This is a genomic window from Enterobacter sp. JBIWA003, from assembly GCF_019968825.1.
In the GTDB taxonomy this organism is placed as follows: domain Bacteria; phylum Pseudomonadota; class Gammaproteobacteria; order Enterobacterales; family Enterobacteriaceae; genus Enterobacter; species Enterobacter quasiroggenkampii.
In genome coordinates, this window is the sequence record NZ_CP074170.1 from 1,824,684 (window position 1) to 1,843,970 (window position 19,287).

Here is a 19,287-nt window from a genome sequence, read left to right on the forward strand (position 1 = left end):
TTAGCTATTGTTTAAAAGTCAGTTGAATTACTTTGAAGACCGGAAACCTGAATGGTGGATATTCTTCCGGTTTTACGATCGGTCACGTTCAGCTGAAGCTGTCCATCAGTGTTGGCGATATCAACGATAAAGTCGTTGGTCACCATCCGGCCGGGTTTACCGGTATTAATGTTGGTCAATAACCCGCCTAAAATCTGCGACTGGATAGCCTGAGTGAAGTTGTCCAGGGCGGATGGGGTATCAATGCTAAAATCCTTTAAGCTTGGGTCCTTATAGGAGTTTTGCGCCTGAGCCTCATTCAGCAGAAACGCACCGTTGTTAGGGTTACCGCCAAAGTTAGGGTTACGGAACTGAAACGTCATGTTTCCGGCCCAGCTTATGGGGGTGATCAGCATTATCGAAACAACTGCATATGCAATACGCATGACAGCCTCCGCATATCGGTTCGCTAGAACTCGTCTTTTGCTAAATCGCTGGTGCTTAATAGGGCTTTATCTATTTGCAGGCGATTAATAGCGTCTTCTGATTGTGCCAGTGCTAAGGCTACGTTTTTATCGAAGTCCATTTTTGTGGGGAATAAAAACGTTTGATAAATAACGTACTGATTGGCCGTTATTGTTATCCAACTTCCCCATCGTGCACTGGGCCGCTCGTTGATTGTTATATTTCCGGTATAAGTACTGTCCCATTTGTCACTGAAGGCCCGGTAAAAACTGTGCCCGACCGATGAGACAGTGTGGTCTGTTAACAATCCGGGAACTTCGACCTCGACGGCCTTCAGATTCCCTGCAGCGAGCAGGAAACTCGCTGCGGCGATCCAACTCAAAGTGCGTTTCATGTGATTAACGCCTGAGGTTATCGTTAGCCCACGAAACCGCCTGAGTTCGGTTTTTCACAGCTATCTTCTTGAAAAGATTATAAAGGTGCGTCTTTACCGTATTTTCGCTGATAAATAACGAACGGGCGATTTCAATATTTGAAGCACCAATGCGTAACTTATTCAGGATCTCTTTCTCACGGTGCGTGAGCAGTGCTGACTCTGAGCTGTTATAGCGATAATTTCCGGAGTGCGTAATGAGATAGCTTGCAAGCTTTTGCGAAAAATAACACTCGCCGCGCAATATACCTTGCAGGCCCTCAACCACCCGGTCTTCTTCTTCCGTGACGTAGAACACGCCATTGATATGCGGCCAGCTTTCAATATCTCTGAAGGGATATTCGTCAGGTGTATTCAACAATAGCACGCGGATATTATTGTTTTTCCTGCTTAAAATATCCTGCCAGTAATGGATAAGCTTTTTATCAGCTTCCATCATATCGAACAGAATGATGCTGCCAGGGGCAATATCATCAAAAGAACGTTGAATATTATGCAATTTCCCGTTCAGTGATAAAGATTGCTTTAAATGTTGTAATAACGCTGTCGCTTGCAAAGAAGGTTTTGTGATCAACAGTAATGTATGACCATGTAAACTATGGACTTCATTATACATGATGAAACCCCACTTTTTTTGGCACCTGGCAGCTGCCCTCCTGTTTATTAGAGGACACCAGAAGTACTGACAGATGTTGCACTGCTGTGTGTAGAATCAGACCATAACCTCCACAGGGAGGTAAATATAAAACCAATTTCGTACATCTAATTTCAATCTAGCTTTTACGAAGTTTAAAGCAAGTGTTAAACATGTAACTGAATGTAAAAATCAATATTAATTTGTGAAATTATCTTGTAATGAATGGCGAGAAATGATGAGAAAGTTGTACATATTAATAGAGGTGCACAGATTTTAAAAATCATACAAATATTTATAATTATTTGATTTATAGGGTTATTTGTTATTTTGATGAAACGATAATTAAGTATGAGTTACAGGTTGGTTCTAAGTCCAGGAATGAGCAGTGGTCTGGCTTAAGAAAACAGGTGTCGTGTCACGCACTGAGAAAAAATGTTCTTCAGCCGTTACGTTTAAACACCCCGGGAAGACCCGTGGACAGCCTTCGCCTCGCTGTACAACCCTTTCGCAAAACACCTGTAATAAAAAATATAAGCTGGCCTGAATAAAGTGTTTTTTGATGTAAATTACGACTTTGTGGTGATCTGAAAAATAAAAATAAGCCGCGCGGGTGAGATATTTAAAATGTTTCAGCGGACATACTCTTCACCGTAACGACGCGTTAACACAATACGAATCGTTTTTACAATTAACACGGTTATACGGTTATGGCGTGATTCAATAACCAGGTCCAGGGTGACAACATGAAATACACATCGTTATTTATGGTGTTTACATTACTGGGTGCGCCTGGATTTGTAACCGCAGCGAATTCAGATTTAGCCAATCCTGAATATAACTTTGCGGTTAACGAATTAAGTCTTTCATCACCCAATCAGGCAGCCATTATTGGTCAACAGGGTGTTTTCAATGACGCTCAGGTTCGCCAGGAGGGTTCAAAACTCTTGTCCATTGTTTCCCAGGACGGGGCAGGTAACAGAGCGAGAGTTGATCAATCAGGGGGTTACAATATTGCCTGGATCGATCAGAGCGGTAACGCGAATGATGCAGGTATTACGCAAGATGGATACGGTAATAGCGCGAAAATTATCCAGAAAGGGTCGGGTAATAGAGCAAATATTACGCAGTACGGTACGCAGAAAACCGCAGTTGTAGTGCAGAAACAGTCGCAAATGGCGATTAACGTTATTCAACATTAGCGCCTTCGCGACGACTTTAATCAATCCGATGGGGGTTTACCATGAAATTTCTCAAAGTGGCAGCGCTTGCAGCAATCGTAGTTTCTGGTAGTGCTATGGCGGGTTCTATTAATCAGGGCGGCTGGGGTCATGGACATGGTCATGGCGGATACAGTGGCCCAAATTCAACCCTGAATATTTATCAGGACGGTGGCGGTAACTCCGCGGTTGCTCTGCAGACAGACGCCAGAAATTCTGTGCTGAATATTACCCAGAAAGGTGGCGGTAACGGCGCTGACGTTGGTCAGGGTTCTGATGACAGTAAAATCAACCTGACCCAGAAAGGATTTGGCAACAGTGCAACACTTGATCAGTGGAACAGTAAAAAATCTGTTATGAACGTTAGCCAGTCCGGCGGCTTTAACGGTGCCCTCGTAGACCAGACTGCTTCTAACTCGACTGTCAACGTTACCCAGATCGGCTTCGGTAACCACGCGACAGCTCATCAGTACTGATGCTGAAATCTGTGCTACAAAAAAACAGGGCTGATGCCCTGTTTTTTTTCGGGAGTTCATCATGAATACCTTAATTCTCCTTGCCGCGCTTTCCAGCCAGATAACCTTCAAAACGTCGCAGCAGGAAAATATGACCACCATTATTCCGCAGGTCACTCTGGCGCAGCCGTGTGATTGTCAGGTTCAGATTGTTTCCGTTCGGGAAGGGCAGGGGGGACAAAGTTCGTCCCGACAGCAAAATACCCTTTTTATACCCGCTAATCAGACGATTGATTTAATGCGCCTGAGTTTAAATATTAACGCAGGAGACACGGTAAAAATCGTTGTCACCGTCTCAGATGGAAAATCGCTTCATTTATCACAACAGTGGTCGCCAGCGGGAAGTGCGATCTAAACATTCATGGAATCAATGGCTTGTGAATGTGGCGGGTCTGTACCGTTGAGCTATGCTGATATCAGGGACCAGGTCATTATGTTCCTTAACGTGAGACTTCGTTTGTCATAATGAAGTGCGTTTACCCCTCAAGGACGATTTTCATTGAGGAGTACCTATAATGAACCACTCTTTCGCTCGACTCGTGACGGGTCTGGGCCTGATCGTTTCTGTTTTTAGCCTCCCGGTTTATTCCGCTACCATTGTGAACGGTGGCGTCATTCATTTTCGCGGTGCCATTGTTGCCGACCCCTGTGAAGTTTCGCCGCAGCAGAGACAGTTTGCCATGTCTTGCCCGGATAATAATCGTATGCAAACGCGCATGGTCAGCTATGAAGAGGCGCTTAATGGCCACGTGTCCGATTCGAACCTGGCATCGCTGCGCATGAAATACCTCAACCCTGAAAAAACGCTCGCGGTTGTCGAAATACAGTATCGATAACGCTCTCTCTTCCGCTTTGTGCGGAAGAGGATTTTTTCTGATAGTTTTTTCTCCCGGGCAGCCCTGCGATACACTTAAGAAAAAGGCGGGTTGCAGAGGGGCTTTATGAAACCGCAAATTGAAGTGATTCATGGCGATATTACGACCATGCACGTCGACGTCATCGTCAATGCGGCCAATCCCTCCCTGATGGGGGGAGGCGGTGTGGACGGGGCTATCCACCGGGCTGCCGGACCGCAGCTGCTGGAAGCCTGCAAAACCGTGCGGCAACAGCAGGGTGAATGTCCTCCCGGCCATGCAGTGATTACGCTTGCGGGGGATCTGCCCGCCAGAGCGGTCATTCACGCAGTAGGGCCTGTCTGGCACGGTGGCGATCGGCATGAGGCGAGTATTCTGGAAGAGGCGTACCGGAACTGTCTGCGGCTGGCTGCCGACAACGGCTATAAAACAATGGCGTTTCCGGCCATCAGTACCGGTGTGTATGGCTATCCTAAGGCGGCTGCCGCGACGATCGCCGTCGAAACCGTTTACCGCTACCTGTCGCTAAAACCGATGCCTGAGAAGGTTATCTTTGTCTGTTTCGACGAACAAACTACCCACCTTTATCAACGGTTGCTGACCCAGCGCGGGCAGGAACTGGACACCTGAAGAAAGCGCGGCGCACTTAGTGCGCCGCGGTTGTTTATGAGGCTTTTACCTGTGGTTTTCCTGAAAAGAGGAAACGCAGGAGCGGGATCCGCAGATGGATTTCATAGAGCACGATCGCAATCCCCACGACAAACACCAGACCGGTAAAGAACCCCAGTGTGTTGGAGGCGATATGCGGGGTGATATAAGCCCCGAAGAAAAGCGTTAACGGGTGATGCACCAGATAAATAAACAGCGAAGCATTGACGAAGTAGGTCACGCGGCTGGACTTAAAGTTCAGCAGGCGGTGGCCGAGCGCGAATACCACGTTCACCATCCACAAACCCAGCAGCATGGTGATCACGCTTTCCGTTTCGTACATCCAGGCGTCGCCGCTGCCGTAGCGCTGATTCAGCAGATAGGCTGCGAACGCGAAGGCCGCACCTATCGCGCACCACGGTGACGGAGTGGTAAACAGTGCTTTCAGCTTCGGATAAATAAACGCCAGCGCGCCGATTAAAAAGAACGGAATGTAGAACAGCGACTGCATCACCACGAAATTAAAGAGCCCGTCGCTTAAAATCGGCGAATAGACGATAAGCAGGGTCCGTCGCACGGCGGCATAAGCGATCCCCAACAGCAAGAAGAGCACTGACAGTTTGCCCATCGTAACGTTGGCGAAAAAGGCGTCGGCTGTCGAACTCAGGTGGTGGCGCAGGCGGCTAAAAATGAACAGACTCACCGTGGTGAGCACCACCAGGACCAAGAGGAACCACAGGTGAGACACCAGCTCCCAGACCAGCGTATTGTACTTTTCATACAGCGACAGATTCGGCCAGTTTTCCGCTTTGCCTTTGACGTATTGCAGCATAATGAACTGAGGCAGCGTCAGCAGCGGAATCGCGGTCAGCATGGGGATCCCCACGCGCTCGACGCGCACCTTCCACCAGCGTTTAAGCGGGTATCGCAGAAACAGCATGTATGAGAAATAGCCGGAGATGACAAAAAACACCTGCATACGGAAGGCGTGAATAAAGTCATTAAACAGCGTCAGCCACCAGGACGGCATCTGGCTATTCACATGCCAGGTGTGGCTGGAGTAAATCAGTGATATGTGAAAAGGGATCCCCAATAGCATCAGCCATGCCCGGATCGAGTCGAGGAAATATTCACGTTCTGTTGGTGTTGTGCTCATATAACGTTGTGCATTCTCAGACTTTTCGTCTTATCCCTAAGACTCATAATGGTTACATTCGAAAGCAACCCTACACCAAGACCGACACCCTGTCTCCAGGATAAGCACGCAAAGTGAATAATGGGTTCTTTCATTTGCTTAATCCATGAGCCAGCAGCTGAACAAAGCAGTGATAATGTTGTCGGATTGCCTGAGTTTCCATTAAAATGGATCGGATCGATATAAGCACACAAAGGGGGAAGTGCTTACTTATTATGAAACATAAACCACAGATGATGAAAATGCGTTGGTTAGGTGCTGCAGTGGTGTTATCACTGTATACCTCATCGGCACTGGCCTTTAACATCGACGATGTCGCAAAACAGGCAAAATCGATGGCGGGCAAGAGCTACGAAGCGCCGAAAAGTAACTTGCCCTCCGTTTTCCGCGATATGAAATATGCGGACTATCAGCAGATCCAGTTCAATCACGACAAAGCCTACTGGAGCAACATCAAGACCCCGTTCAAGCTTGAGTTTTATCATCAGGGTATGTATTTCGACACGCCTGTTGCCATCAATGAAGTGACGGCCACAGCGGTACGTAAGATTAAATACAGCCCGGATTACTTCAATTTTGGCAATGTGCAACACGACAAAGATACGGTGAAAGACCTGGGCTTCGCTGGCTTTAAGGTGCTTTACCCGATCAACAGCAAAGATAAAAACGACGAAATCGTCAGCATGCTTGGTGCCAGCTATTTCCGCGTGATTGGCGCGGGGCAGGTATACGGGCTTTCTGCGCGCGGACTGGCTATTGATACCGCGCTGCCATCAGGTGAAGAATTCCCACGTTTCCGTGAGTTCTGGATTGAACGTCCAAAACCAACGGACAAACGTCTGACTATCTATGCGCTGCTGGATTCTCCGCGTGCGACCGGTGCCTATCGCTTTGTGATCATGCCGGGTCGTGACACGGTGGTTGACGTGCAGTCTAAGGTTTACCTGCGTGATAAAGTGGGCAAGCTGGGCGTTGCGCCGCTGACCAGTATGTTCCTGTTTGGGCCGAACCAGCCGTCACCGGCAACCAACTTCCGCCCGGAACTGCATGACTCCAACGGTCTGTCTATTCACGCCGGTAACGGCGAGTGGATCTGGCGTCCGCTGAACAACCCGAAACATCTGGCGGTAAGCAGCTTCGCAATGGAAAACCCACAAGGTTTTGGCCTGCTGCAGCGTGGTCGTCAGTTCTCCCGCTTTGAAGATCTGGACGACCGCTATGACCAGCGCCCAAGCGCCTGGGTCACGCCAAACGGTGACTGGGGTAAAGGTAAGGTTGAGCTGGTCGAAATTCCAACCAACGACGAAACCAACGATAACATCGTGGCTTACTGGACGCCGGATCAACTGCCGGAAGCCGGTAAAGAGATGAACTTCAAGTACACCATCACCTTCAGCCGCGACGAAGATAAGCTGCATGCGCCGGATAACGCGTATGTTATGCAGACTCGCCGCTCAACGGGTGATGTGAAGCAGTCTAATCTTATCCGTCAGCCTGACGGTACCGTGGCCTTTGTCGTGGACTTCACAGGCCAGGATATGAAGAAACTGTCACCGGACACTGCCGTTGCCGCTCAGGCCAGCATCGGTGATAACGGTGAAATCGTTGAGAATACCGTGCGTTACAACCCGGTAACCAAAGGCTGGCGTCTGACCCTGCGCGTGAAAGTGAAAGATCCGAAACAGACCACTGAAATGCGTGCAGCGCTGGTCAGTAACGATCAGCCGCTGAGTGAAACCTGGAGCTATCAGCTACCTGCCAATGAATAATACATCTGAATATATTGATGCCATGCCGCTGACGGATATCGAAAAAGCGGCACTGCCTAAGAGCGACATCCGCGCGGTTCACACCGCGCTGGATGGTGAACATCGTCAGTTTTCCCGTGATGATGATACGCCGCTGGGGTCAGTAAAGGCACGTCTGGAGCAGGCCTGGCCGGACTCGCTGGCAGAAGGGCAGTTGATTAAAGACGACGAAGGGCGCGATCAGCTTCAGGCGATGCCGAAGGCCACGCGTTCCTCAATGTTCCCCGACCCATGGCGCACCAACCCGGTGGGCCGCTTCTGGGATCGCCTGCGCGGGCGTGATGTGACGCCCCGCTATCTGTCACGCCTGACGAAAGAAGAGCAGGCTTCCGAACAGAAATGGCGTACCGTGGGGACCATCCGTCGCTACATCCTGCTGCTGCTGACGCTGGCGCAGACGGTCGTCGCGACCTGGTATATGAAAACCATCCTGCCTTATCAGGGCTGGGCGTTTATCAATCCGACGGACATGATGGGCCAGGATCTCTGGGTCTCCTTCATGCAGCTGCTGCCGTACATCCTGCAGAGCGGCATCCTTCTGCTGTTCGCGGTTCTCTTCTGCTGGGTCTCGGCTGGTTTCTGGACCGCGCTGATGGGCTTCCTGCAGCTGCTGATGGGGCGTGACAAATACAGCATTTCGGCGTCAACGGTCGGGGATGAACCCCTCAATCCTGAGCACCGTACCGCGCTGATTATGCCTATCTGTAACGAAGACGTTGACCGCGTGTTTGCGGGCCTGCGTGCCACCTGGGAGTCCGTAAAGGCGACTGGCAACGCGGAGCATTTCGACGTTTACATCCTGAGCGACAGTTACAACCCGGATATCTGCGTGGCGGAACAAAAAGCGTGGATGGAACTGATTGCAGAAGTGCAGGGCGAAGGGCAGATCTTCTACCGTCGCCGCCGCCGTCGTGTGAAGCGTAAAAGCGGTAACATCGATGACTTCTGCCGTCGCTGGGGTAATCAGTACAGCTATATGGTCGTGCTGGATGCGGACTCCGTCATGAGCGGTGACTGCCTGAGCGGTCTGGTGCGTCTGATGGAAGCCAACCCGAACGCGGGTATCATTCAGTCTTCGCCAAAAGCCTCGGGTATGGACACGCTCTATGCGCGCTGCCAGCAGTTCGCCACCCGTGTTTACGGGCCGCTGTTTACGGCGGGTCTGCACTTCTGGCAACTGGGTGAATCGCACTACTGGGGTCACAACGCGATTATCCGCGTGAAGCCGTTCATTGAACACTGTGCGCTGGCGCCGCTGCCGGGCGAGGGTTCGTTTGCCGGTTCTATTCTGTCGCATGACTTCGTGGAAGCGGCGCTGATGCGTCGTGCTGGCTGGGGCGTCTGGATTGCCTACGACCTGCCGGGATCGTACGAAGAGCTGCCGCCGAACCTGCTGGACGAACTCAAGCGTGACCGCCGCTGGTGTCACGGTAACCTGATGAACTTCCGCCTGTTCCTGGTGAAAGGGATGCACCCGGTTCACCGTGCAGTGTTCCTGACGGGCGTGATGTCTTATCTCTCCGCACCGCTGTGGTTTATGTTCCTTGCGCTCTCTACTGCGCTGCAGGTCGTGCATGCCCTGACGGAGCCGCAATACTTCCTGCAACCGCGGCAGCTGTTCCCGGTGTGGCCACAGTGGCGCCCGGAACTGGCGATTGCGCTGTTTGCCTCCACCATGGTGCTGCTGTTCCTGCCTAAGCTGCTCAGCATCATCCTGATCTGGTGCAAAGGCTCGAAAGAGTACGGCGGTTTCTTCCGCGTGACCCTTTCACTGCTGCTGGAAGTGCTGTTCTCCGTGCTGCTGGCACCGGTGCGTATGCTGTTCCACACCGTGTTCGTGGTCAGTGCGTTCCTGGGCTGGGAAGTGGTCTGGAACTCACCGCAGCGTGATGACGACTCCACGCCGTGGAGCGAAGCCTTTATGCGCCACGGTTCTCAGCTGCTGCTGGGTCTGGTGTGGGCGGCCGGAATGGCGTGGCTGGATCTGCGCTTCCTGTTCTGGCTGGCGCCGATTGTCTTCTCGCTGATCCTGTCGCCGTTTGTCTCCGTGATCTCCAGCCGTTCGACGGTGGGGCTGCGGACCAAACGCTGGAAGCTGTTCCTGATCCCGGAAGAGTATTCCCCGCCTCAGGTGCTGGTGGACACCGATCGTTATCTCGAGCAGAACCGCAATCGCACGCTGGATGACGGCTTTATGCACGCCGTGTTTAACCCGTCATTCAACGCCCTGGCAACGGCGATGGCCACCGCGCGCCACCGTGCCAGCCAGGTGCTGGAGATTGCCCGCGATCGTCACGTTGAGCAGGCGCTGAACGAGACCCCGGAAAAACTCAACCGTGACCGTCGTCTGGTCCTGTTGAGCGACCCGGTCACGATGGCGCGTCTTCACTACCGTGTGTGGTCCGCGCCGGAGAGATACTCTTCGTGGGTAAACTACTATAAAGTACTGAAGCTGAACCCGCTGGCGTTGAAGGCGAAGTAAGTGGTTAAGTAGAGCGGGTAAGCGAAGCGCCACCCGCCAGATAAAATACCGGCTTAATCGCCGGTATTTTTTTAGAGGTTACTCATGAGAATAATCATCGTCGTTCTGATGGCATGCCTGCTCAGCGGCTGCGGCAGCATCATCAGCCGCACCATTCCAGGGCAAGGCCACGGGAATCAGTATTACCCGGGCGTGAAATGGGATCTCCGTGACTCCGCATGGCGCTACCTCACCGTGCTGGATCTGCCATTCTCGCTAATTTTCGACACGCTGCTGCTGCCGATCGATGCCAGCCACGGCCCTTACGAGTAGCGTAAATTAACGCTCGTCCCACTCATCGGCTGCGGTTTGACCTTCTTCCGTATCGAGTGGTGGCTCGAGCTGAAATTCGCCCTCATCCCACTCGTGCAGGGTGTTTTCTTCCAGCCATTCCTGCCGCAGTTCGATTTCATCATAGTCACCGTCAAAGACGGCCTGCGCACCTTCACCGCTCAGGACCGGCAGGCATTCCCCTTCTTCACCCTCATCGGCAAAGAATTCGGCCTGCCACATAATATCCCCATCCTGCAGAACGTATTTTTGGATATTAAGTTGTTGCACGTCAGCATCTTCTTCTTCAACGCCGGGGTTATCGGCGAGGAACTCTTCACGAGCGGCATCAATAGCTTCTTCCAGCGTGGCGTACATGGTCATTGGTGTCTCCCTGTTTTCCAGAAGGTTTCAGGGAAAGAATAGCTGAATATCTGATTCTGCAAGTATGAATATGAAAATAAGCTTCAGGCGTTCGTCTTATTCCGCCACTGGCCGTAACGCGCGGGATAAACTGAACCACGAATAGATCGCATTAAACAGCACTACGCCTGCCGTCACGATAAAGACGGCGCGAAAACCAAAGCTGGCGGAAATACCAGCCCCGAGGAGCGGCCCGGTGACATTACCGATGTCGCGAAACGACTGGTTATAGCTGAAAATACGCCCGGCAATCTGGTTTGTTGAGTTGTAGACCAGCAGGGTCTGGACGGCGGGCAGTAACGCGCCGTCGGCGGCGCCCAGTAAAAAGCGCAGAACACCAAGCTGCCAGGGCGAGTGCACCATCGACATGGGGATCAGCAGCAGGACAGAGATCACCAGCGCACAGATCAGAATTTTTTCCGGGCCGACGCGGTCTCCCAGTTTCCCCAGCCTCGGGGCGCTGAGCAATGCCGCCACGCCGGGCACGGATGCGATCAGCCCGCTAATAAATGCAATATTGCTGACGTTGCCCGCCAGATCGCGAACGTACAGCGTGAGGATAGGAGCAATCGATCCGGTTGCAACCTGAATAATCAGGGTCGTCACGAACAGGCTGAGTACCAGTCTGGGATTTTTGAGCGAGGTCAGCACCTCCCTGGCGTGGAGCATCTCTTTCTTCGCAACGGGTGTGAAGTTTTCCCGAATACAGAGCAGGGTGACGATAAAGCACAGGAACAGCACGCTGGCGGTGATGAAGAATACCGGGCGCAGGCCATAGCTGTCGGCCAGGAGTCCGCCGGCCAGGGGCCCCAGCAGGGCACCGCTCACGCCGCCGGTTGAGAGCGTGCCCAGCGCCCAGCCGCTCTTATGGCGAGGAATTTGTGTGGCAATCAGGGCATTGGCATTCGGAATAAAGCCTCCCAGTAGGCCCAGCAACGCGCGCAAAATCAGGAACTGCCAGACGTTTTGCGCCACGCCCATCAGCGCCATGATGATGGCCATCCCCAGCGCCGAGCGGAGCAGCATAATTTTTCGCCCCTTGCGGTCGGCAAGGCCACCCCAGAAGGGCGAGGCTATCGCGGAAAACAGGAACGTGATGCTGAATACCAGGCCGGACCACATATTGAGCGCGCTGTGGCCCGTCACGCCCAGCTGTTCGACGTAAAGCGGCAGGAAAGGCATGACCAGGCTAAACGCTGCACCGGTGAGAAAACAGCCAAGCCACGCAACCGTGAGGTTACGCTTCCAGTTTATGGGGGCATCTGAGGGTGACATAACAATCCGCATAATGAGGTGCTGAGCACCTGAAGCATGAAGTAATAAGCCTGCTAATTATGCGCCTGGGTTATGATTGCCGCAATGAGGGGGAGCTTTTAAAGCTAAAACAGCATGCGGCCCTGAGGGCCGCACGTTGAAAATCAATAGCGGGACGGCGTGCCTTTTGGCCGGGTTTTAAAGCGACGGTGCAGCCACATATACTGCTCCGGGGCGAGCATGATGCACTTCTCCACAACGCTGTTCATCCAGCGTGCGGTGGTTTCTGCATCGTCAAGCGGCGGTGCGAGTTCCGGCTCCAGCATCATCAGCTCGTAGCCCGAACCGTCAGGCTTGCGGCGGGGAACAAAAGGCACGATGGCGGCTTTGGACATCCGCGCCAGCATCCAGGTACCGGTGGTTGTCGCGGCCTCTTCAACGGCGAAGAAGGGGACAAAAACGCTGGCCTGTGGGCCATAGTCGTGGTCGGGGGCATACCAGACCACTTCACCGGATTTCAGCGCGCGGATCATTCCCTTCAGATCTTTACGGTCGATCATGCTTTTGTTAGAGCGCATGCGGCCGTTGGTCTGGATTAAATCGATGACCGGGTTATCGTTAGGGCGATAAACGCCAATGCCGGGCGCCTGCATGCCGAACATACGCGCCCCGATTTCCAGCGTCAGAAAATGGACGCCGATCAGCAGAACGCCCGTCTGGTTGGCCTGAAGCGTATGCACCGGATCCATGCCGGTTCCCGTCACCTCACTCCAGCGAGCCATGCGTTTGTCCGGCCAGAACCACGCCATGCCGGTTTCCATAAGCCCCATCCCGACGGATTCAAAATTCTTCGCGACCATGTCGTGACGCTCTGATTCGCTCATCTGCGGAAAACACAGCTCAAGGTTGCGGTACGCGATTCTGGCGCGACGCTTCATAAACAGCTGTGCGAAACGGCCCAGAAATTTACCCAACCGAAAAATAACAGGGTAGGGAAGCTGTACCAGAAGCCATAAAAAGCCGATGCCAAGCCAGGTCAACCAATAACGGGGATGCAAAAGGGCGGCAGTAAATGTTGGTAACTGGGTCATGTCTTTCCTGTGTTCAAACGTCCTGTTTTGCTAGTGTCTCATTTTTTGAGGCGTAGCCAAAATATCTGCTTTCGAAGCGTGCACGAATACAGCAATTGTTAAGCCTGATTAATCAGGGTGTGTGAAATGTAGCGTAAATTGTGTGGATGTAAATTGGTTTTGTTTGCTATATGATGCCGACCGAATTTTCATTCTCTCTAACGATTCCAGGACTGTACACCATGCCAGTGTTACACAACCGCGTGTCGAATGAGATGTTAAAAGCGCGTATGTTGGCTGAAACCGAACCGCGCACCACCATCTCATTCTATAAATACTTCACGATCGACGATCCGCAGGCGACCCGCGATGCGCTTTATCAGGCGTTCACAGCGCTGAACGTCTTCGGCCGCGTCTACCTTGCCCGTGAAGGCATTAACGCGCAGATTAGCGTACCGGAAAGCAAAGTCAGCGCCTTCCGTGACGTACTTTATCAGTTTGACCCGGCCCTTAACGGCTTACGCCTGAACATTGCCCTGGATGATGACGGGAAATCCTTCTGGGTGCTGCGCATGAAGGTGCGTGAACGCATCGTGGCGGACGGTATCGACGATCCTGAGTTTAACCCGGCGGACGTCGGTGAATACCTGAAGGCGGCGGAAGTGAATGCGATGCTGGACGATCCGGATGCCGTGTTTATTGATATGCGTAACCACTATGAGTATGAGGTGGGGCATTTCGAGAACGCGATGGAGATCCCGGCCGATACCTTCCGCGAGCAGCTGCCGAAAGCGGTTGAGATGATGCAGGAGCATAAAGATAAAAAGATCGTTATGTACTGCACCGGCGGTATCCGCTGTGAGAAAGCCAGCGCGTGGATGAAGCACAACGGCTTTAATAAGGTCTGGCACATTGAAGGCGGGATTATCGAGTACGCTCGCCGCGCCCGTGAGCAGGGGCTGCCGGTACGCTTTATCGGGAAAAACTTTGTCTTTGACGAGCGTATGGGCGAACGTATTTCGGACGACGTCATTGCCCAGTGCCACCAGTGCGGCGCGCCGTGCGATACCCACACCAACTGCAAAAATGACGGTTGCCATCTGCTGTTCATTCAGTGCCCGGCCTGTGCCGAGAAGTTTAACGGTTGCTGTAGCGAGCTGTGCAGCGAAGAGAGCATCCTGCCGGAAGAAGAGCAGCGTCGCCGTCGCGCAGGACGTGAAAACGGCAACAAGATTTTCAATAAATCACGCGGTCGCCTGAATACCAAACTGGGTATCCCTGACCCGGAATGATAATAACGCCCGGCACGGTGAAAGCCTGCCGGGCGACGTTATTACGATTTCTGCTGTACACCTTCAACGGAAATAATCAGCTCCACGTCCTGAGACGCCGGGCCTAAATCCGTTGTGATATTAAAATCTTTCAGGTGAATTTTCCCTGCCGCTTCAAAACCTGCGCGTTTACCTCCCCACGGGTCATCACCCTGACCCAGTAATTTCGCATCAAGCGTGACCGGTTTGGTTACGCCGTTAAGCGTCAGGTTGCCGGTAATATTCAGCTTATCGCCGTCTTTCTTCACCTCAGTAGAAGTGAAGGTCGCCTGCGGGAATTTCGCGACGTTGAGGAACTCCCCACTGCGCAGGTGTTTATCGCGCTCTGCGTGGTTTGTGTCGACGCTGTTCGTATTAATCGTCACATTGACTTTATCGGCCGCGGGATTTTTTTCGTCAAAGGTGAACGTGCCGTCAAAATCCTTAAAGGTGCCGTACAGCCAGCTATATCCCAGGTGCTGAATACGGAAATTGACGAAAGCGTGCTGGCCCTCTTTATCAATTTTATAATCCGCCGCCACGGCGGAACCGGCGGTGAATAACAGAGAACCCAGTGCGATACCCAGCAGGTGTTTTTTCATTTTATGCTCCAGAGTCAACTGACGAGCGGCCAAGCATGCGCTTTAGCGTATCGTCTTTATCAATAAAATGGTGTTTGAGGGCGGCAAGCCCGTGAAGTACGGACAGGATCACCACGCTCCAGGCAAGCCAGAGGTGAATGACCCCCGCCGTGTCGGCCTGCGCCCCGGCATCGCTCAGTGTTGCCGGAACGTCGAACAGGCCAAAGACGTTAATCGGCTTACCGTCAGCCGTCGAAATGAGATAGCCGCTAATCAGGATGCCAAACAGCAGTGCATAGAGGGCAATATGCGCGGCGACGGCACTGAGGCGGGTAAATTTACTGTGGGTCTTTGGCGCAGCGGGCGGCGGGGAAATATGTCGCCAGATCACGCGGAAAACCAGCCCCAGCATCAGCAGGACACCAATGCTTTTATGCAACTCCGGCGCCTGGTGATACCAGCCATCGTAATAGCTGAGCGTGACCATCCAGAGCCCAAGTCCAAACATACCGTAGACGGCAAGAGCAAATATCCAGTGCAAACCTATGGATATTATTCCGTAGCGCCGGGAGGAGTTACGCAATTGCATCAGAATGTCCATTTTCAAATTAACCGGAAAGTAATAATGAACGGGAAGGCGGGATATTGCAACTGAAATAATTGGCTATTGATTTTTATTTTATTTATTTCAGCAATTTTGAAAAGGATCGGTAGCGCTAATTCAATCTCTTCGTGCAAGCGAAATGGTGAGTTTCAATAAAGATAAATTAACGTCAATTATTGTCAGTAAGGCTTTTCAGTAAAATACAATGTAAACAAAATCAATAATGGCCAACAGCGCCCACAATAAGAGATAGAGCATAAAATGCTCGCGAATATTATTCATCAGAAAGCTAACGATCCTGCGCATAACGCCCCGTAATGCAGTGTGAATGAAACGGGCCCCGGGACGTCCGGCGCCCGTGGCGAATTATCTGTTAAAACGCGAGAGGGAGAAGGGCGTCAGATCAAACTGCGGTGCAATACCCTGGGCAAACTGCGCGGCGATTTCACCCAGCACGGAAGCAAACTTAAAGCCGTGGCCGCTCAGTCCGGTGATGAGCAGCGTGTTGTCATGCCCCGGCAGCGTATCAATGATAAAGTCTTCATCCGGCGTGTTGTCGTAGGTACAGGCCGCGCCATACAGCAAGCCGCCGACGCCTGGAAGAATAGTGCGCAGGAACGAGAAGGCTTCCGAACCATCCTGAGGAAAGGCGCCGAAAGGCTTACGCTCTTCAGGGGAGGAGATAGCCTGGCCCCCGTTGTGTTTACCGATTTTCAGCGCGTCTTTTTCTGACGGGAAGCCGTAGAACTGGTCGCCGTTGGGTAATTCGCCAGTGAAGGCCGGGAATTTATTCTGGACGCTGTAACGACCATCCGACTGGAACCAGGAGAAGACCTTGCGCACCGGCTGGATCGGCAGATCGGGCAGCAGGCGGGTAACCCAGGTTCCCGCGCTGACCAGCAGGCGATCCGCGGAATATTCACCGTCAAGGGTCGTTACCGTGACGCCATTACCGTCATGGGTGATGGCGTCTACCGGACAGTTGAACAGCTGCGCGCAGCCTGCCTTCTCGGCAAGCTCGATCCAGGTCTTGATCGCCGTTTCACAATGCAGCACACCAGAGTGGGCTTCAAAGAGGCCAATATAATCGTCCGGGACGCTAATTTCGGGCCAGCGCGCGCTAATGCCCGTCGCGTCCAGTTTCTCAACGTCCAGATTAAACGCTTTCGCGCTGCGTTCGACGCCGGCGAGAAATTCAGAATGGGCCGGGCCCAGGTTGATAACGCCGGTACGTTCGAAAATGCGGTCTTCAGTCTGTTTCGCCAGTTCGTCCCACAGCGTCTGGGCGCGAAGCACCAGCGGAACATAGCGCTCGCCTTCGCCATACGCATGGCGGATGAGGCGGGTATCGCCATGATGGCTGCCCTCCGCATGAGGCGGAAGATGGCTATCGATCATCAGGACCTTCAGGCCCGCCTGCGTCGCGTAATAACCGGCGGCAGAACCCACGGATCCGCTGCCAATAATGATTAAGTCGTATCTCATATGCATCTCGTAAACTGATGTTTTGTTAGCAGAGTAATTAACAACGCGGGGTTAGACAAGGGAGAAATAAATAAGGCACCGCGAGGGTGCCTGTTGAGTGAAAAGTGGGCATAAGCTTAGTGCCGTTTATACTCATTTTCCTGATAGTCGCCAGATTCTATTTTTGCAATACCTGCCTCTAAAATAGAAATAAACTGACGGGCGACGTCTGTTGTTAGCCACAGCGTCTGTCCAACTTCCGCTTCTTCACGGTTGAGTTGATTTGGGGTCTGGTAGTGCAAACGCAGCATCAGCGCATCGTAGCTATCTACGGTACTGATATCCCAGCCAACGAGTGGGTGGGTCTGGATGACTTCACTATTCTTTTCCATTATAACCCCCTTAATGCGTGTTAGAAGACAACGGCTTTGAGGTTCAATGCATGTTTTTCTGAAAGCAACTTCAGTATACCAAGTAATAAGGGTTCCGAAGGGAAAAATAAACAGGTGGCAACACATTTTTCTGCTTTTTAGGATTGTTCGAACAATAAAACACCATCTCGTTCACGATTTTTAAAGAAGATGCCGAATTAATTTGAACTTACGGGATTTTAGGCAAAAAAAAGCCGGGGCGACCCGGCAAAAAACACAATGAGGGAGCAGTGTTAATCCGTGATGAACCAGTCGTCAGCGCTTTCCCACGTTTCCTGCAGGATTTCGCTGATGCGATCTTTATCTTCTTTTGCGGCACCAATAACGGAAAGGTTGTTTGCCGCGGCGTAACGCACCGTGACGGCACCTGCGTTGTCAGGAAAGGTATTGTTAATACGACGGGATAATTCGCCTGCCAGTGCATCAAGCGCGCCGGCAGGCAGAACGGTAGTTTTGGCTATGGTGACTTCAATACGCATAAATGCCCCCTGTGTAATATACTGTTTATTTATACAGGTATATTATCAGTTTGACAACAAGGGGCATTGATTTTTTAACGTTTTACCGTCCAGCTTACGGTTTCACCCGCCAGGAATGGGATCAGCGTGTCATCCGTCAGGGCAATGGATTCCTCTACGTGGCTCGCTTTACGCTCCAGTTCGATGAAGGTGTCATTGACTGGCAGGCCGTAGAAGCGTGGGCCGTTAAGAGAGCAGAATGCTTCGAAATGTTCCAGCGCGTTCATCTCTTCAAATACAGTTGCGTAGCTGGCAAGCGCCGTTGGGGCGTTGAAGCAGCCTGCACAGCCGCAGCTTGCCTCTTTACGATGGCGGGCGTGAGGCGCGGAATCGGTACCGAGGAACGCGCGGGAGAACCCGCTGGCGACCAGCTCACGCAGCGCCTGCTGGTGGATGTTGCGCTTGAGGATAGGCAGACAGTAGAGGTGAGGGCGCACCCCGCCCACCAGCATGTGGTTACGGTTAAACATCAGGTGCTGTGGCGTAATGGTGGCGGCGATGAGATTGTTGCCGTCACGCACGTACTCTGCCGCGTCTTTGGTGGTGATATGCTCAAAGACCACCTTCAGCGCGGGCAGGCGCTGGCGCAGAGGCTCCATCACGGTCTCGATAAAACGGGCTTCACGGTCGAAGATGTCAATGTCAGCATGCGTCACTTCACCGTGAACCAGCAGCGGCATACCCAGTTTCTGCATGCGTTCCAGAACCGGCATAATGGCATCAATGCTGGTGACGCCGTGGCTGGAGTTGGTGGTGGCATTCGCCGGGTAGAGTTTCGCTGCCGTAAACACGCCTTCGTTAAAGCCGCGCTCCACTTCGTTCGGATCCAGTGAATCGGTCAGGTAGCAGGTCATCAACGGGGTAAAATCGTGTCCCGCAGGAACGGCATCGAGGATGCGCTGACGATAGGCTATCGCGGCATCGACGGTGGTGACTGGTGGCACCAGGTTAGGCATGACAATCGCGCGGCCATAAATTTCGCTGGTATAAGGCACGACGGTTTTCAGCATATCACCATCACGCAGATGAATATGCCAGTCGTCAGGGCGGCGGATTTTAAGAACCTGGGGTTGTGCAGTCATGGAAGCTC

The 19,287-nt window shown here is 52.4% G+C and carries 23 protein-coding genes; 9 read left to right on the forward strand and 14 right to left on the reverse strand.

Going from position 1 to position 19,287, the window contains the following annotated elements; translation table 11 throughout:
* Nucleotides 1-11: 11 nt before the first annotated feature.
* The 3 genes from csgF to csgD are packed head-to-tail and all read right to left on the reverse strand — an operon-like array spanning nt 12 to nt 1,493.
* Nucleotides 12-425 (reverse strand): curli production assembly/transport protein CsgF, encoded by a 414-nt coding sequence (gene csgF, locus KGP25_RS08635; RefSeq protein ID WP_023311106.1) that lies wholly within the window; start codon nt 423-425, stop codon nt 12-14.
* A gap of 23 nt (nt 426-448) precedes the next feature.
* Nucleotides 449-838, reverse strand: coding sequence for a curli production assembly/transport protein CsgE (csgE, locus tag KGP25_RS08640; RefSeq protein ID WP_008500845.1), 390 nt, complete (start codon nt 836-838; stop codon nt 449-451).
* Nucleotides 839-842: 4 nt separating this feature from the next.
* Nucleotides 843-1,493 (reverse strand): biofilm master transcriptional regulator CsgD, encoded by a 651-nt coding sequence (gene csgD, locus KGP25_RS08645; RefSeq protein ID WP_021240790.1) that lies wholly within the window; start codon nt 1,491-1,493, stop codon nt 843-845.
* A 764-nt stretch (nt 1,494-2,257) separates the two neighbouring features.
* Here csgD and csgB point away from each other — a divergent pair.
* The 5 genes from csgB to ymdB all read left to right on the forward strand — a co-directional run bounded on the left by csgB (nt 2,258) and on the right by ymdB (nt 4,730).
* Complete coding sequence (gene csgB / locus KGP25_RS08650) at nt 2,258-2,713, forward strand: curli minor subunit CsgB (RefSeq protein WP_223540263.1); 456 nt, start codon at nt 2,258-2,260, stop codon at nt 2,711-2,713.
* A gap of 41 nt (nt 2,714-2,754) precedes the next feature.
* A complete protein-coding gene (csgA, locus tag KGP25_RS08655) occupies nt 2,755-3,207 on the forward strand; it encodes a curli major subunit CsgA (RefSeq protein WP_008500842.1) in 453 nt (150 codons plus the stop codon).
* 61 nt (nt 3,208-3,268) lie between these two features.
* Nucleotides 3,269-3,601 (forward strand): curli assembly chaperone CsgC, encoded by a 333-nt coding sequence (gene csgC, locus KGP25_RS08660; RefSeq protein WP_048222497.1) that lies wholly within the window; start codon nt 3,269-3,271, stop codon nt 3,599-3,601.
* A 160-nt stretch (nt 3,602-3,761) separates the two neighbouring features.
* The gene (locus KGP25_RS08665; protein ID WP_196346121.1) at nt 3,762-4,082 is read left to right on the forward strand and encodes a type 1 fimbrial protein; all 321 of its coding nucleotides are present in this window, start codon (nt 3,762-3,764) and stop codon (nt 4,080-4,082) included.
* A gap of 105 nt (nt 4,083-4,187) precedes the next feature.
* On the forward strand, nt 4,188-4,730 hold the full coding sequence (ymdB, locus tag KGP25_RS08670) for an O-acetyl-ADP-ribose deacetylase (RefSeq protein ID WP_223540264.1): 543 nt from the start codon (nt 4,188-4,190) through the stop codon (nt 4,728-4,730).
* Between the two features lie 34 nt (nt 4,731-4,764).
* On the opposite strand, the gene mdoC is transcribed toward ymdB, so the two are convergent.
* Nucleotides 4,765-5,904, reverse strand: coding sequence for a glucans biosynthesis protein MdoC (gene mdoC, locus KGP25_RS08675; protein WP_048027372.1), 1,140 nt, complete (start codon nt 5,902-5,904; stop codon nt 4,765-4,767).
* Between the two features lie 254 nt (nt 5,905-6,158).
* On the opposite strand from mdoC, the gene mdoG reads away from it, so the two are divergent.
* The 3 genes from mdoG to KGP25_RS08690 all read left to right on the forward strand — a co-directional run bounded on the left by mdoG (nt 6,159) and on the right by KGP25_RS08690 (nt 10,545).
* Nucleotides 6,159-7,712 (forward strand): glucans biosynthesis protein MdoG, encoded by a 1,554-nt coding sequence (gene mdoG, locus KGP25_RS08680; protein ID WP_021240787.1) that lies wholly within the window; start codon nt 6,159-6,161, stop codon nt 7,710-7,712.
* Nucleotides 7,705-10,233 (forward strand): glucans biosynthesis glucosyltransferase MdoH, encoded by a 2,529-nt coding sequence (gene mdoH / locus KGP25_RS08685; protein WP_223540265.1) that lies wholly within the window; start codon nt 7,705-7,707, stop codon nt 10,231-10,233. Before mdoG ends, mdoH begins: the two co-directional genes overlap by 8 nt.
* A gap of 84 nt (nt 10,234-10,317) precedes the next feature.
* Nucleotides 10,318-10,545, forward strand: a complete 228-nt coding sequence (locus KGP25_RS08690) for a YceK/YidQ family lipoprotein (RefSeq protein ID WP_008500835.1) — start codon at nt 10,318-10,320, stop codon at nt 10,543-10,545.
* Between the two features lie 6 nt (nt 10,546-10,551).
* Here the strand turns inward: KGP25_RS08690 and KGP25_RS08695 are convergent, their stop codons facing one another.
* From KGP25_RS08695 to KGP25_RS08705, 3 genes are all read right to left on the reverse strand, one after another.
* A complete protein-coding gene (locus tag KGP25_RS08695; RefSeq protein ID WP_008500834.1) occupies nt 10,552-10,926 on the reverse strand; it encodes a MysB family protein in 375 nt (124 codons plus the stop codon).
* Nucleotides 10,927-11,022: 96 nt separating this feature from the next.
* Nucleotides 11,023-12,240 (reverse strand): multidrug efflux MFS transporter MdtG, encoded by a 1,218-nt coding sequence (gene mdtG / locus KGP25_RS08700; RefSeq protein WP_223540266.1) that lies wholly within the window; start codon nt 12,238-12,240, stop codon nt 11,023-11,025.
* A 143-nt stretch (nt 12,241-12,383) separates the two neighbouring features.
* A complete protein-coding gene (locus KGP25_RS08705; RefSeq protein WP_045910183.1) occupies nt 12,384-13,310 on the reverse strand; it encodes a Kdo(2)-lipid IV(A) acyltransferase in 927 nt (308 codons plus the stop codon).
* 221 nt (nt 13,311-13,531) lie between these two features.
* On the opposite strand from KGP25_RS08705, the gene KGP25_RS08710 reads away from it, so the two are divergent.
* On the forward strand, nt 13,532-14,581 hold the full coding sequence (locus KGP25_RS08710; RefSeq protein ID WP_008500831.1) for a rhodanese-related sulfurtransferase: 1,050 nt from the start codon (nt 13,532-13,534) through the stop codon (nt 14,579-14,581).
* A 41-nt stretch (nt 14,582-14,622) separates the two neighbouring features.
* On the opposite strand, the gene KGP25_RS08715 is transcribed toward KGP25_RS08710, so the two are convergent.
* From KGP25_RS08715 to pyrC, 7 genes are all read right to left on the reverse strand, one after another.
* Nucleotides 14,623-15,201: a YceI family protein gene (locus KGP25_RS08715; protein WP_045401851.1), complete on the reverse strand. Its 579-nt coding sequence runs from the start codon at nt 15,199-15,201 to the stop codon at nt 14,623-14,625.
* 1 nt (nt 15,202) lies between these two features.
* The gene (locus KGP25_RS08720; protein ID WP_104950887.1) at nt 15,203-15,769 is read right to left on the reverse strand and encodes a cytochrome b; all 567 of its coding nucleotides are present in this window, start codon (nt 15,767-15,769) and stop codon (nt 15,203-15,205) included.
* Nucleotides 15,770-15,976: 207 nt separating this feature from the next.
* Nucleotides 15,977-16,090, reverse strand: a complete 114-nt coding sequence (locus tag KGP25_RS08725) for a DUF2770 family protein (protein WP_032645429.1) — start codon at nt 16,088-16,090, stop codon at nt 15,977-15,979.
* 60 nt (nt 16,091-16,150) lie between these two features.
* Nucleotides 16,151-17,269 (reverse strand): N-methyl-L-tryptophan oxidase, encoded by a 1,119-nt coding sequence (gene solA / locus KGP25_RS08730; protein WP_223540267.1) that lies wholly within the window; start codon nt 17,267-17,269, stop codon nt 16,151-16,153.
* 116 nt (nt 17,270-17,385) lie between these two features.
* The gene (bssS, locus tag KGP25_RS08735; RefSeq protein WP_008500827.1) at nt 17,386-17,640 is read right to left on the reverse strand and encodes a biofilm formation regulator BssS; all 255 of its coding nucleotides are present in this window, start codon (nt 17,638-17,640) and stop codon (nt 17,386-17,388) included.
* Between the two features lie 272 nt (nt 17,641-17,912).
* Nucleotides 17,913-18,158 (reverse strand): DNA damage-inducible protein I, encoded by a 246-nt coding sequence (dinI, locus tag KGP25_RS08740; protein WP_008500826.1) that lies wholly within the window; start codon nt 18,156-18,158, stop codon nt 17,913-17,915.
* Nucleotides 18,159-18,232: 74 nt separating this feature from the next.
* Nucleotides 18,233-19,279, reverse strand: a complete 1,047-nt coding sequence (pyrC, locus tag KGP25_RS08745; protein WP_223540268.1) for a dihydroorotase — start codon at nt 19,277-19,279, stop codon at nt 18,233-18,235.
* Nucleotides 19,280-19,287 lie beyond the last annotated feature (8 nt).

Bases quoted from the DNA above. Each gene is read 5' to 3' on its own strand.
- pyrC (WP_223540268.1), bottom strand. From the start codon at position 19,279: ATGACTGCACAACCCCAGGTTCTTAAAATCCGCCGCCCTGACGACTGG.
- KGP25_RS08725 (WP_032645429.1), bottom strand. From the start codon at position 16,090: ATGCGCAGGATCGTTAGCTTTCTGATGAATAATATTCGCGAGCATTTT.
- KGP25_RS08720 (WP_104950887.1), bottom strand. From the start codon at position 15,769: ATGCAATTGCGTAACTCCTCCCGGCGCTACGGAATAATATCCATAGGT.
- mdoC (WP_048027372.1), bottom strand. From the start codon at position 5,904: ATGAGCACAACACCAACAGAACGTGAATATTTCCTCGACTCGATCCGG.
- solA (WP_223540267.1), bottom strand. From the start codon at position 17,269: ATGAGATACGACTTAATCATTATTGGCAGCGGATCCGTGGGTTCTGCC.
- KGP25_RS08710 (WP_008500831.1), top strand. From the start codon at position 13,532: ATGCCAGTGTTACACAACCGCGTGTCGAATGAGATGTTAAAAGCGCGT.
- csgA (WP_008500842.1), top strand. From the start codon at position 2,755: ATGAAATTTCTCAAAGTGGCAGCGCTTGCAGCAATCGTAGTTTCTGGT.
- KGP25_RS08705 (WP_045910183.1), bottom strand. From the start codon at position 13,310: ATGACCCAGTTACCAACATTTACTGCCGCCCTTTTGCATCCCCGTTAT.
- bssS (WP_008500827.1), bottom strand. From the start codon at position 17,640: ATGGAAAAGAATAGTGAAGTCATCCAGACCCACCCACTCGTTGGCTGG.
- csgD (WP_021240790.1), bottom strand. From the start codon at position 1,493: ATGTATAATGAAGTCCATAGTTTACATGGTCATACATTACTGTTGATC.
- KGP25_RS08665 (WP_196346121.1), top strand. From the start codon at position 3,762: ATGAACCACTCTTTCGCTCGACTCGTGACGGGTCTGGGCCTGATCGTT.
- dinI (WP_008500826.1), bottom strand. From the start codon at position 18,158: ATGCGTATTGAAGTCACCATAGCCAAAACTACCGTTCTGCCTGCCGGC.
- csgE (WP_008500845.1), bottom strand. From the start codon at position 838: ATGAAACGCACTTTGAGTTGGATCGCCGCAGCGAGTTTCCTGCTCGCT.
- mdoH (WP_223540265.1), top strand. From the start codon at position 7,705: ATGAATAATACATCTGAATATATTGATGCCATGCCGCTGACGGATATC.
- csgB (WP_223540263.1), top strand. From the start codon at position 2,258: ATGAAATACACATCGTTATTTATGGTGTTTACATTACTGGGTGCGCCT.
- mdtG (WP_223540266.1), bottom strand. From the start codon at position 12,240: ATGTCACCCTCAGATGCCCCCATAAACTGGAAGCGTAACCTCACGGTT.
- csgC (WP_048222497.1), top strand. From the start codon at position 3,269: ATGAATACCTTAATTCTCCTTGCCGCGCTTTCCAGCCAGATAACCTTC.
- KGP25_RS08695 (WP_008500834.1), bottom strand. From the start codon at position 10,926: ATGACCATGTACGCCACGCTGGAAGAAGCTATTGATGCCGCTCGTGAA.
- ymdB (WP_223540264.1), top strand. From the start codon at position 4,188: ATGAAACCGCAAATTGAAGTGATTCATGGCGATATTACGACCATGCAC.
- mdoG (WP_021240787.1), top strand. From the start codon at position 6,159: ATGAAACATAAACCACAGATGATGAAAATGCGTTGGTTAGGTGCTGCA.
- KGP25_RS08690 (WP_008500835.1), top strand. From the start codon at position 10,318: ATGAGAATAATCATCGTCGTTCTGATGGCATGCCTGCTCAGCGGCTGC.
- csgF (WP_023311106.1), bottom strand. From the start codon at position 425: ATGCGTATTGCATATGCAGTTGTTTCGATAATGCTGATCACCCCCATA.
- KGP25_RS08715 (WP_045401851.1), bottom strand. From the start codon at position 15,201: ATGAAAAAACACCTGCTGGGTATCGCACTGGGTTCTCTGTTATTCACC.